This window comes from uncultured Draconibacterium sp., from assembly GCF_913063105.1.
Taxonomy (GTDB): domain Bacteria; phylum Bacteroidota; class Bacteroidia; order Bacteroidales; family Prolixibacteraceae; genus Draconibacterium.
This window is the reverse complement of sequence record NZ_CAJXYQ010000013.1, coordinates 1-13828: the sequence shown is the minus strand read 5'-3', so window position 1 is coordinate 13828 and position 13828 is coordinate 1. Positions and strand designations below refer to the sequence as shown.

Genomic DNA, 13828 nt, shown 5'->3' with positions numbered 1-13828 from the left:
TATATTGCTTATATTTAACTGGAATTTTGAATATGTTAATCAGTAAGATCTTCAAATATAGCCAAATGCAGCTGTCTGATTTGCAAATCATATTAATTGATAACCCATTTAAAACAAATTATTTATGAAAAAAGCATTACCTCTGCTTCTCATTTTTGTGCTGGTTCTGGTGAATAACTTAAATGCAGCATTTTTACGAAATGTACCGATAAAAATTACACAGCCCGGAGGAGCTGTTATTAACTGCTTTGCCAGTGGAGATGAGTTTTTTAACTGGATGCACGATGCCGATAATTATACCATCATTAAAAATGGTTCAACCGGTTATTACACCTATGCTGTAATTATTGATGGAGAGCTGGTAGCTTCTCCACATATTGTTGGCACTGTTAATCCGGCAACTCTGGGAATTGAACCCGGTTTACTTGTACGCCCCGAAAGGGAACAGCTAAAATCGGCAGCAATTGATGATATTTCTTATGCTCCAAGTACCGGCGATTATAACAACATAGTTGTTTTTATTCGTTTTGCTGATCAGGCTGAATTTACCGAAGAACTTTCAACCTATGATGATATGTTTAATGGCGCTCAGCCTTCGCTACATGGCTATTTCTCCGAGGTTTCAGGTGGTCAGTTAAATGTGGTATCAACAATGTACCCAACACCTAGTGGAAACACTATCGTTTCATACCAGGATGCACAGGTTCGTGATTATTATGTACCTTATGATTCGCTGACCAACCCGATTGGTTATATTAATGATCGCACAGAACGTGAGCACACCTTACTTGAAAACGCTTTAAATGAAGTTATACCAACACTTGAAAGCAGTGGCATCAACTTCGACTCCGATGCCGATGGCTACGTAGATAATGTTTGTTTCATTGTTCAGGGTGCAACGGAAGGCTGGAGCGAGTTGCTATGGCCGCATAAGTGGACTCTGTATTCTAAAACAGTGTATATATCCGGAGCTCGTGTATGGGAATTTAACTTTCAGTTAAGCGATGTAACCGATGTGTCGGTATTGTGTCACGAAATGTTTCACACACTAGGGGCACCCGATTTATACCATTACAACGATGAATCCCGCCATTTATATCCTGTTGCAGGTTGGGATCTCATGGCCAATGACAATGCACAACATATGCTAACCTGGATGAAATATCAATACGGGAACTGGTTTAGCGAAATTCCGGAGATTACAGCAAGCGGAACTTACAAACTTCCTGCTGTTGCGGATAACCCTTTTGCTTGCTATAAAATTCCGGTTCCCGAATCAAGTACTGAATTTTTTATGGTAGAATACCGCAAAAAACAGGGCTACGATTCTTATCTGTACGGCTCCTATGATGAAGGATTATTGGTGTACAGGGTAAATACTTCTGTTACAACGGGTAATAGAAACGGTCCGCCGGATGAGTTATATGTTTTGCGTCCGGGCGTAACTGAAAGTCTGCTGAATGGCTATGTGGGAGACGCTGCTTTATCTGCTGACCAAAGCAGAACACTAGTAAATGATAGCTCTGATCCCTTGCCGCTATTGTCTGACGGATCTGCCACTTCATTAAGTATTTACGATGTTGGTTTTATCGGCGATTCCATCGAATTTAAGGTGGGCACAAGCGATACCGTTCTTTTGGGGTATACACTTACATGTGATGATGTAACTATTGTAAACGGCGAAATTACCGCATCTGCGGATAGTTTACCGGACACCGATATTATTATTCCGGACACGCTATGTGGACAAACAGTAACCCGAATAGGAGATAATGCATTTAAAGCAAAAGGACTTACCTCGGTTCAGTTTCCGTCAACCATTGAAAGTATTGGTTTTATGGCTTTTGATAATAACAGCTTGCAAACTGTTGATTTATCTCATTGTGCTAATCTGACTTTTATCGATCAGGTGGCTTTTGCCAGCAATAGCCTGATTGATGTTTCTGTTCCGGAAAGTACCTACATTGGGCACATTGCTTTTCGCGGTTATAACAATCGTATCGCAACATTTAATGGGCAGCCATTTGACGGCTTCTTTTATGGTTATGCCGGAGATAGTTTGGATTATACTTTTCTTGATTGTTATGCCGGAGTTGACCGAAATGTTGTAATTCCACAAGGGGTAAAGACAATTTCTTACACGGCCATGTATGCTTCAGGTTTATATTCTGTTACTTTAAGTAATACGGTAACTTATATTAGCCAGCATGCCTTTACCTATAATCATTTTAGCTCATTTATATTGCCCGTAGCAGTTGGCGAAACCGATCAGGTTTTTTCTCACTGGGTAGATGGCAACGGAAACACCTATGCCGGAGGCGAAAGTACATCAACTTTTGATACCGACTACACGGCCGTATTTGTTGATGCTCACACCCTAACCTGCGACGATGTAACCATTGTTGATGGAACAATAACCAACTGTACGTACGATTATGCAGACACTGATATCCTTATTCCGGATTCTCTTTGTGGACAATTGGTGACAGGTTTGGGCTATCGCTTATTCCGGTTTAAAGGTATTACCTCGGTACAATTGCCAGCAGGTTTGGAAAGTATTGGTGAATCGGCTTTTGAACACAATAACTTGTCTCAGATTGATTTTAGTCGCTGCCAGAACTTAAGTTACATTGGCCCCCTGGCTTTTATGGGCAATAACCTCAGCAGTTTAGAACTTCCATACAATATTGTTTTAGGAGGAGGAGTGTTTAATGGCAACCATATTACAACACTAAATCGTGAACCATTTGATGGTTTTTTCTATGAATTTAACGGAGAAATGTATGATCAATCCGTACTAATATCTTATGCTCATGAAACGGATAGTGTTCAAATTCCGGCCTGGGTAGAAAGGCTCAGCGATCATGCTTTAAATACCTGTGGTTTAACAAATGTAGACTTTAGTTTATGTACAGGCCTTACAGAAATTGGCTATCGGGCATTTTTTGGTAACCAAATTCCTTCGGTTGATTTAAGCCCCTGTGGATTGCTGGAAACAATCGGGAACAGTGCTTTTTTGTATTCAGGATTAAATGGTATCGACCTTAGCATGTGTACAAGCCTTACCTTTATTGGGGGAGCGGCGTTTGAGTCGAATAATTTTGAAAGTTTTATTTTGCCAACACCTCAGATTGATGGATTGCAATTCTTAAACTGGACAGATGGCTTTCAGAACACACGTAACGGTGGCGATACTACCTTAAACCTTGATATTTGGTATCAGGCGAATTTCTCAGCTGATTCCCTGTTACCCCTCGAGGTGGATGTTTTTACAAATGATGCTTTATGTTATGGAGATTTCGGTTTCCTTACCCTGGAGATATCAGGAGGCCTGGGGGGAAGCTACGGTTTAGGAGGTTTTAATCCTGAAGCGGAAAATGATAGCAATGCCTATGTGGTATATCTAAGTTTAATTGGAGGTGGCTCCGTGCCAATGGTGTTAGAAGATGATCAGAATAATGCAACCATACAATTAGAGGCAGGTTCTTATTCCATTTTAGTGGAGGATGCGGCCGGTAACGAAGTAGAATCCTTTGCAGTTGTTATGCAACCCGATCCATTGGAATTGATTATCGACCAATATTCGTTTATGTGCCCTGGCGATACCGCAATGAATCTGGCATTAATTACCATTGGGGGAATTGAACCCTACCAGTATTCAATTTATAAAAACGGAGAATTGTACACCGATTATACTACCGAAACAAATCATTGGCTATACGGCGAAGGGGTATATGAATTTCTTGCAGAAGATGCTAACGGCTGCATCGTAGTTGATAGTTTTATTCTGGAAACTTCACCAATGCCTGATTTTTCAGTAATAGATGTAAGTTGTTTTAGCGATCAGAAAGCAAGTGCTTTAATTGAGGTTGATGGTGAACCCGGCGATTCGTATCAGGCCACCTACACCTATCATTACAACGATACTATTCTATACCAGGGGACAAGCGATTTATTTGAATCAGAATTGGTAATAGGAAACCTGGAATTTGACGATGATCCACAGGCAGATATTTTTTATGTGTTTAGCCTTTCAAACAGTGATGGTTGTTTACTTGGAGAAACAAGCCTGGCATTTGAACCTCCGGCTGAGCCGCTTACTTTTAGCTATACAGAAATTGATGTAAGAGAACTGGATGCGGATATTGAGCTTAATGTGCAGGGGGGAGTTGCCCCTTATCAGATTTGGATTGATGGTACACTGGTGCAGAGTTCGAATCAAACACTCAGCACAGGCTATCATTCGGTTCAGGTTGTTGATGCCCACTTATGTGTTACTGCCGACATTATTTACATTGAACCATTTATTGCCTGTCCGCAACATTTCGATCTTGTTTGGGATGGTAATCCCAATGAAGCGATGAACATATACATTGTAGACGCAAAGATAGATGGAATAGACCTTGAACCGGGGGATCAGATTGGAATATTTGATGGCGAACTTTGTGTAGGCTATGGGAAACTTGAATATACCATCGAGGGACAAAACATTCTGAGTATTATTACCAGCTCAGATGATGGAACAGCTAGTGGTTTTACTCCGGGTAACGAAATTACATATAAAATATGGCGATGCAGCGATACCAAAGAATTTTCGGGTGTTTATGCCCAGTGCTATACTTCCGAAGCCATTGCTACTAGCTGCAGTCCGTTTATTCAGGGAGGTACCGCTTATGTAGCCTTATTGGCAAATAGTGAGGTAAATTTTGTAACTGATTTTTACCCCGGTTGGAACATCTTCTCCTCACCGGTAGTGCCCGATTCTTCTGATCTTGAATTTGTATTTTCAGATCTTATCAATACCGGTATGCTAATAAAAATGCAGGACGAGACCGGAGCTTCACTTGAGGACCATGGTACTTTTGGCGGCTGGATTAATGCCATTGGCAACCTGCACCCCGCCGAGGGCTATAAAGTAAAAGTTGCTGAATATGATAGTTTGTATTTAAGCGGACAGTTGGTGAATTATCCATACGGTATTGTGTTAAGCAGTGGCTGGAACATCATTGGTTTTCCGAGCATGAATATTGTGGACGGAATGGACATTGTACAGCAATTAATTGATAATGGAAGCCTGTTAAAAGTACAGGATCAGCAGGGGAACTCAATTGAAGATTTGGGGATGTTTGGCGGCTGGCAAAATTTTATCGGGAATTTTTGGGCAGGAAGAGGGTTTAAAGTAAAAGTGAGTGCTCCCGATACTTTATGGATTTACGAGAACTATCCGAAATCAAGCACTACAAGTAAAGCACCTGTTAAGCCACAACACTTTAATGTGGTATACAATGGCAACGGAGTGGACCACATGAACTTTAATTTTGTACACCTTGGCACCGAAATAATGGCTGCCGGCGATGAACTGGCTGTTTTTGATGGCGAGGACTGTGTTGGTGCAGTAACCTTACTACCTGAGCATTTGGAGAAACAGATGGTGGCCCTGTCAGCGTCCTCATCCGACGGAAGTGGGATGACCGGATTTAACGAGGGCAACACCTATAATTTCAGGTTATGGCAGGCCGGTGTGCAGCATGAAATCAACATAGAACCGGAGCTGGTGGCTGGCGAGCCGGTATTTGTAAAACATGAATCGGCCTTATTATCGATGAACCTGCTTGAAATGGGGGCTAACGAATTAGCAGAAATGGTTGCGGTTAATTGTTATCCAAATCCGTTTAATGATGCAGTTACACTTCGTATTGATTTGGCAAGCGACAGTAAGGTAGAGGTGCTGGTAATGAACCAAATGGGGCAGTGTATTCATCGTTTATGCGAAGAACAGCAAATGAGCCGTGGAAACCATAAAATGCAATGGACAGGAACAGCTGATGGCGGAGGTTCCGTAAGCTCAGGAATTTATTACCTGCGAATACACATCAATGAAAAAATGTATAACAAGAAAATCGTTTACAATAAATAAACTCGAAAGCAGCTCGGAAGGGCTGCTTTTTTATTGGTTTTTACCGCAATAATCAAACGGAAAAACAGCGAAAAGCCCCTTTGAATTTACCTGGCAAAAGGAAGATGAGGGCCTTTTGAATGGTGTTTGCTGTTTTCTTTTCGCAAGTAATAACTAATGCTTAACTCAAAGGCCGTCATGTTTTCAATAGTATTGCCAAAATCTCCGGCAAAAACAGCCTTTAGTTGTAATGGAATGTTTTGCGGATGGTAGGCTAGTTGCAACAGCAATGAAGTTTGCCGATGCTCAGGATCAAGCGGTGCCGAATAATTACCCTTGTGTGTAATAAAGGTGGTTTTTGCCATCCAGTGAAATTGTGGAGCAAGCTGGCCTTTAATTCCGAGGTGATGGGCAATATACCGGGTAGATGCCGGTCCTCTGCTTATTCCATCTACTATTTTTACCGGGAAAAACAGTGGCGATGCCATCATTTTTCCCTCGTAGGTAGCTCCCGATTTGTAAATCCCATGAGTATAATATTTATCAACATGGTAGGCACGCCAGCGTCCGATCCCTTCATCATACAAATGAGTGGAGTCTTGCCATAAACTTTGCTGGCTGGTATGAATATATTCATATAAAATATGCGAAATGAGTTTGTTTTCCTCCTTAAATTTCAAATCAATACCAATCAGGTTATCCGGGTAATTTTCAAAGCGTAATCCCGACATATCTTCAAAAGGGTGACTGATGTTAAGTTGGAGTACAAAATCTTCGAAAGTACGGGACACTTTAATTTGCCAGGTACCGTATTGGTTGCCTGCAACATTTATTTGGTCGGTTTCAAGAAAGTTTTCCGAACCGCTTTTTCCGGTAATATAACGCAGATAGTCTGAAAAGCTTTGAGGTAATTGTCCAATATTTTCGCTGGAGGAGGTGCCTCCCCACATCACAAAATGTTCGAGTCCTAAATCAATAGTGGTAAGCTCCGATGGCAAAAAACGAAAATACAGCGATTTGTGGTGAAGCCTTGCCTTATCAACGTGGCGCTCATCGTCAAGCAGGCCTTCTTCGTAGCTGGCTTTAAAACGTAAAAATGACTGAAAAAACGGAAATGATTTGTAGGTATTAATGCGTAGTCCAATGCGCGGGTGTGGACGCGCATTTCGGCTACGGGCCATATTTCCATTAGTTGTTGACAAACCTTCAAACTCCACAGGATCGTAATATCTGCCTGCAAGAAGTTCCCAGTCGCGAATAGATATTCCGGCATAAATGGTGTTGGTTTGGAAATAGTTGCCTGCAGGGCTCAAACCACCGGCCAGGCCAACTCCACCACTAACAAAAGTGTTTTCATTGAAGTTGTGTTTCCCGCTCAAACTCAATTCTGATAAGTTTAATAAAGAGGTATCATTAGCAATTTTTCCATCACGATTAGCCCAAAGCCAGAGCGGCAGTTTTTCACCACTACTCATCATTCCCGAGTTGGACACACCTAAATCGTACGAGCTTTGCCCCATTAACTGAAAAGTACTGACCAGGATTAAAAGAAATGTTAAAACGTTTGTTTTTTGCATTCAGAATGGTGGTGTTAATTACGTGTGGTTTCTTATTTAACGAAAGGCAATTTAATATCTTGTATTGGCATTAAAAAATTTATTTATCGGCTGATGGCAGATTAATTAAAATAGAGCAAGTGTTTAACATGGGATTAACTTTTGCATTCATCATCGAAAGATATATCTTCTTGTGTTCGAAGATAAAGGCTTACGTTTTTATTCATTTTTTATACCGGCACTTTAATGACCACTTTTTTTACTTTTTGTGGCTCATCAAACATAATTTGTGGTGCGTGGGCATCGTTTGGGAAGAAAATGGCAAATACGCTTTTGCTAAGAGCAATGTAGGTTTGCCGGCCTTCACCGGTGAAAAACCTTCGGTCTTTTTCTTCGTCGTATTCCATGCTTGGCACCAGCGCATCCGAAAGGGGAGTCCACTCAATGCGTTCTTCACCTTTCAAACAATACTGAATATCGATGTATTTTTGATGTGTTTCCCAGCCGAATTCAAAAGTTGGCCCGGTTTGGTAACTGGAAACATGGGCTATTAAACCAGGCTCAATTTCATACGATCCGTTTTCAATTTCCGGGTCAAGTCCGCTTAAGAAATCAAAGCTCTTTTTGAAAAGTGGGTGCAGCGTGTTGTACAATGCTGCCTTATTTAATGTGTCGCTAATCATTTTTTGTGTATAAATTTGTTTTTTCGTTAATGGTTAAAACTTCTGAAATAAATTCAGAGCAGGCTCTGCTACTTTAGTTTCTTCTCGTTAATAGCTATTCCGTGTTTTAGCTTTTTGTAACCTTAAACCCTTGCTGCGAAACTTCATAATCAACAAAGCGACCGCGCGGATTCACCGGGTTTTCATTTAATTCCTGCTTAAGCTTTATGGCTGCTTCCTCATCGCGGGCAAGAATCAGCATAAAACCACCACCTCCGGCGCCCAGCAATTTCTGACTTTGGATGTAAGGACTTATTCTTTTTACCAGTTCCTGTATCTCTGCCGGATTGGTGCCGCTGTCCAGTTGTTGGTTCAGCTGCCAGCTGCGCTCAATCATCTGGCTAAAGCGGTTAAAATCTTTTTGCAGCAGTGTACTATAGGTATTTTCGGCGTGTTGTTTCAGCTCTTCAAGCAAAGCCAGGTGCGCGCGGGAGTTTAGGAACATACCGCGTACAATTTCACCAAGTATGTTTTTGGCAACGCGTGTAATTCCGGTATAATACAGCAGAATACGGTTTTTATAGACGGGATCGGTAAACAGCGATTCGGGCAGCCATTTTAAGCGGGGTTCCTGCAATTTGCCGGCTTTGGTTTCCAGAAGTTTTAGCCCTTCAAACAAGCCGCCAAACTGATCCTGCCAGCCGCCTCCCGTGGTGAGCAGCTGCTCTAAAGCCAGTGCACGCTGGCCAATTTCCTGCTTGTCCCAGTTCAGGCAGCATACTTCGGCAAGTGTGCCCAACACTGTAGCCGCAAGAATAGAACTGGTTCCCAGTCCGGAGCCTTTCGGAACGGCTGAAAGTATGGTTAATTCCAGTCCGCCGCCAATTGCTGAAAGCTGCTCTTCCAGACTGGCATATTTTTTTGTAGCAAACTCGGGCAGAAAACCACAGAGTGCCAGTGCTGCCTTCGGAATAGAGAAGGGCGAGCGTATGTTTTCGAAGGAGCGGATTTCGTCGAAGCTTGTTAATTCTTCACGTGCGCCCAGATCGATAGAGCGCAATACAATTGTTTTACTTTCTGAACCTTTTATATAGCAATGCAAAGGGGGCTGACCGTTTAACTCTACCGCAATATTTACTACTTTTCCCCCGTAAAAAAAGCAATAGGGTGGGGTGTCCGTCCATCCGCCTGCCAAATCGAGGCGTACAGGACTGCGGCCCCAGGCAATCTGATCGGGTAATAATTTTATTTTCGGCTCTACGGTTTTTTCGTGGTAGCCGGAGATAATTTTTTGTTGCAGGTAGGCGAATGCCGCTTTCTCATCACGTTGCCAGTCGTTGTTTGTTAAGCGCCGGTATTGCGACCGGAACATCAGGTCGTGTAAAGGAATCCAGTCGTTGGTTTCCTGCTGCAGTTCGCCGGGCAGTGCCAGTTTGTTTTTCACAAATTCGTCGGCTGTTTTCTTTAAATCGAGCTGATAAAACACCGAACTTTTATAATTGGCCGCCAGTCCGGGATAATTGGTCAGCTGCCGGGCATAGCGTTCTTCTTCGGCACTGTTAATGGAACATTGGTTGCTTATCGCCTCGCAACTCATCCGTTCAGTTTCCTTCCACCGTTTTGTAAACTCCGGATTTTCTTCCGGCGATTTAAACCATAACCACTCCAGAAAGGCCTTGCTTAATGCTTCTTCCCTGAGTACCGGAAACAGCGGCAGGTTAAATATATCGGTAGATTCGGGAAGTTCGTCAAACACATTTTCGAGCTTGCGTTTTTTTAACCAGTCGGACAGCGGAACCCCCATAAAAAGTGTGTCGTTATCGTTCCGAGTCCCCCGAAATGCATCGTAAAAGCCATAAGGACGAATCACCTTTTTGCCCGTTTCCAGCGGGATAATATCCAGACAGTTGCCGGGTTCGGGTTGCAAGTGCCAGTTATTGTCGGGAATACCGGTAAAGGCATGGTTTTGCCCGAACTGCCAGGTGTCGGGGATGGATGAGTTTTCTACCCATATATTTTTATTGGCAGGAGTAAAATTATTGGTAATTTTCGAGTTCAGCACAAAAATAGACTGGTGGGGTTTTATGTTTTTATGCCATATTTCGCGCTGGTTATTTATTCTGTTCTGAATGGCCAGGTTGCTGCTTACCAGTTCGGAAGTATTTCCCAGGTGATGGAATTCGCCTTCCTCAAGATTAACCAGGGCAACGCTTAAGGCGCTTATTTCCTCATTATCTTCTGAAGGCATTTTTCCGAGTGCTGTTCCAAACTGGCTGTACATATCGTAAAACGATGGTGTTTGCTGTTTAAAACCAGTGCCCGTCCAGCCGCAATTTTTCATCAGCAGTTTTACGGCCCGCGCACTTAACATCCAAATGCCAATGTCCATCAGGAAATAATAGTCGTGTATCAGTTCACTTATTTTTGAGATGGGTGGTTTTTGCAGCATAAAGGCCAGCTCGCCGGGTGTTTCGTGCCGGGCAAAAAATACGCCGTGATTAGTAGCTTTCTCAGGTTCGAGCCACAGGCCAAAACAAACTACATCGGCATCCGGGATCTCGGGCAGGTTTTTACCGCCAAAAATCAGCGTGTCGCCACTGGCAACAAGGGTATTGGCACTGGCGGGAGCCTGTTCCATTAAGCGGTCGAATAGTGGCGTTTGCAGGTGGACAAGGCGTTGGTTTAATACCTGTCCGCGCGACCAGCGAAAAACAGGCATGGGAATCAGGCTTTTTCCCAAAGGCGCATAAGCCGGTAAACGGCGGCTTTGCCCTCCGGCATGGATGATCACTTTTTTATCCTGCTCCAGCCAGTCGTTAAATGCTGTTTCTTCGCCCGATTGTTTGTACGATTCAGCCAGTAAATGCGCTGTGCCACCACCGGAGCCTACTTTTTTATTCTCCGGATCAGCAGATACAAACCACTCCTCTTTACTAAGTTCGGCAATAGAATGAAAATGTGGCACAACACGTGGCGGGACCGATATAAGATGTTTCATGTTTGTTGTTGTATTGAGCTTCAAAGATAGAAGTTTTAGCTAAAGCTGCGGGTTAATTCGACCTTGATTGTTTTTCTTTTTTATTGGTTGAATTGATGGATTGATAAACTGCTAAATTGCTAAACTGATAAATTGCTAAATTGTGAAATTGATAAATTGATAAATTGATAAACTGCTAAATTGTGAAATTGATAAACTGCTAAATTGATAAACTGTTGAATGGTTAAATTGCTTGTTTGTTTTTTGTCCACGAATTACACGAATTACACGAATTACACGAAATATTGTAAAGGCTGCGGGCAGCACGAATCGTCCTCCCCTGGCTGCCGCGCGAATCCTTTCGCGTGGTCTGCAGGAAAGGATTCGCGCGGCAGCGGACGGAGGATTGCGGCTTTAAGCGTTCAGGTACCAGTTGTACATCAGCTGTACACCTTCCTCAATTTCTATTTTATGTTGCCAGCCCAAGGTATGTAGTTTGCTTACATCGGTTAGTTTGCGCATGGTGCCATCGGGTTTCGAGGTGTTGAAATACAGTTCTCCCTTAAAACCAACGGCAGCTTTTATGGCCTCCGCTACTTGTTTTATCGAAATGTCTTTTCCGGTGCCAATGTTAATGTGGGTATTGCGTATTTCGCCGGCTGCTCCTCCCTTTTCTGCCTTCTCCGGCGGGAACGAAACATCTTTAAAATCCACTTTTTCCATAATATAAACGCAGGCATCAGCCATTTCTTCGCTCCACAGGAATTCGCGTTTTGGTGCGCCTGTGCCCCAGATTTCAACTTTTACTTCATTTGTCAATCCCCCGCTTTCCTTCCCGGTGTACGTTTCTTTTTGCCGGGACAGGCTCTTCGCCAGGGGAGACGCGTTCAAACCGTATTTTTCAAGGATTGAAAGTATTTCCTCTTTCGTAGCAGAACCATCTACACCTTCAATGGGTCGTTTGGCAAGGTCGCTGCGAATGGCCTCCCAGTTGTTTTCTTCCAGGCATTTGCCCAGATGTATTTTGCGGATAAGTGCCGGTAACACATGGCTTTTCTCCAGATCGAAATTATCATTGGGGCCATAGAGGTTGGTCGGCATCACCGAAATAAAATTGGTGCCGTACTGCAGGTTATAGCTCTCGCAGAGTTTTATGCCGGCAATTTTGGCAATGGCATAGGGTTCGTTGGTGTATTCCAGCGGCGCTGTCAGCAAACAATCTTCAGGCATCGGTTGTGGCGCTTCTTTTGGGTAAATACAGGTACTGCCCAAAAACAACAGTTTTTTTACACCCTGTTTCCAGGCATTGTGAATAATGTTGTTCTGAATCATCAGGTTTTCGAAGATAAACTCGCCACGGTAGGTGTTATTGGCTACAATACCGCCAACTTTTGCTGCTGCCAGAAATACGTATTCCGGTTTTTCGCTTTCGAAAAAAGCTGCTACTGCCTGCTGATCCAGGAGGTTCAGCTCAGCACGGGTTTTCCCGATTAAGTTGGTGTAACCTTTTTCGGTCAGGTTTTTCCAGATGGCAGAGCCTACCAGTCCGCGGTGACCTGCTATGTATATTTTACTTTGTTTGTTCATGTTGTTTATTGTTTATGAATTGTTGAAGAAGCGTGTGTTAGTTGTGGGGTGAGTGGGTGAAGGCGAAGTGGAGAAGGGGCGAGTGGGCGAAATGGCGAGTGGGTGAAGGGGTGAGTGGGCGGTAGGGGGACTTGGCCATAAGATGCAGGGGCCATGGTGTGCTGAGTAGAAGTATAAGTGATTATAGTGACCATTTGCCAGGATTGTTTATCATGTTCACGATCATTGAAAGAATATGGTCGTATTTGTCGTCTAAAAGCTTGTGCTCCTTTTTGTTGATGTACGCACAGGCCAGCGCATAGTCGAGCCAGCTTTGGGTTTCAGCAGCTTCGCCTTCCGAGTCACTCAGTTTTGCAACAAACGATTTTGGGTAGCGCCGCTTCCTGTAGGCCTCTGAGATATTTGCGGAGACAGATCGCGACGACCTCCTGATTTGGTCGGTGAGTGAATACCTTTCTTCTTTTGGAAATGATTTGGACAGATGAAAAATTTCCATTCCTGCCTCAAAAGACAACAGATACACTTTTAGCTCCCGGTGAGATCGAATGATTTCCATGATTATTGTAAATTATAGGTTTCTTTTATTTTCTAGTTAATGTTGATTTGAGTACAAAGATTTGAGTATTGAGAAAACCTATCGTGTTTTTCTTCTCTCTCTACTCCCAGCTTTATACTGATATCCTTCTCTTCTCTAGGTTGAATTTCATTCATTCCTAAACCTATGTACTTCCAGTGCATAGTGGTTTAGTTTTCCAAGATCTTCGCTGTCCCAGCTTTTCTTTACTTCTCGCCTGGCCCCCTTGCCTCATCGCCCTCTCATTCTTCCTCATCAGCTCATTGCCCTCTTGTTCTTCCTCTTCACCTCATCGCCCTCTCATTCTTCCTCTCTTACTCAAAATAATTCAAGGTCTGATAGCTGCCATCTTTAAGGTAGCAGTCTTTTTTCATCAGTTTAACATCGCTTTGCATCATGTCTTCCACCAGGCCTGCCAGGTCGTATTTAGGTTCCCAGCCCAGAATGGTTTTCGATTTTGTCGGATCACCAATCAGCAGGTCCACTTCGGTAGGCCGGAAGTAGGCCGGATCAACAGCTACCACCATTTCACGGTTGGCCACCCGTTTTTTTATGGCTTCCAGGGATTCTTCCCCC

The 13828-nt window shown here is 43.2% G+C and carries 7 protein-coding genes; 1 reads left to right on the top strand and 6 read right to left on the bottom strand.

The window, feature by feature from the left end:
- Positions 1–124 precede the first annotated feature (124 nt).
- On the top strand, positions 125–5917 hold the full coding sequence (locus tag QZ574_RS12885; protein ID WP_297090108.1) for a leucine-rich repeat protein: 5793 nt from the start codon (positions 125–127) through the stop codon (positions 5915–5917).
- Positions 5918–6003: 86 nt separating this feature from the next.
- On the opposite strand, the gene QZ574_RS12880 is transcribed toward QZ574_RS12885, so the two are convergent.
- From QZ574_RS12880 to QZ574_RS12855, 6 genes are all read right to left on the bottom strand, one after another.
- On the bottom strand, positions 6004–7473 hold the full coding sequence (locus tag QZ574_RS12880; RefSeq protein ID WP_297090106.1) for a capsule assembly Wzi family protein: 1470 nt from the start codon (positions 7471–7473) through the stop codon (positions 6004–6006).
- A gap of 209 nt (positions 7474–7682) precedes the next feature.
- Positions 7683–8135, bottom strand: coding sequence for a YhcH/YjgK/YiaL family protein (locus tag QZ574_RS12875; RefSeq protein ID WP_297090104.1), 453 nt, complete (start codon positions 8133–8135; stop codon positions 7683–7685).
- 106 nt (positions 8136–8241) lie between these two features.
- Positions 8242–11136 carry a bifunctional fucokinase/fucose-1-phosphate guanylyltransferase gene (locus tag QZ574_RS12870; RefSeq protein WP_297090102.1) on the bottom strand — a complete coding sequence of 965 codons (2895 nt, stop codon included), beginning with the start codon at positions 11134–11136 and terminating at the stop codon, positions 8242–8244.
- A gap of 369 nt (positions 11137–11505) precedes the next feature.
- Complete coding sequence (locus QZ574_RS12865; protein WP_297090100.1) at positions 11506–12678, bottom strand: GDP-L-fucose synthase; 1173 nt, start codon at positions 12676–12678, stop codon at positions 11506–11508.
- A 181-nt stretch (positions 12679–12859) separates the two neighbouring features.
- Entirely contained in the window at positions 12860–13234 is a 375-nt protein-coding gene (locus QZ574_RS12860) for a four helix bundle protein (RefSeq protein WP_297090098.1), read from the bottom strand.
- 332 nt (positions 13235–13566) lie between these two features.
- Positions 13567–13828: GDP-mannose 4,6-dehydratase (locus QZ574_RS12855; protein WP_297090095.1), on the bottom strand; the 262-nt coding region annotated here is incomplete at its 5' end.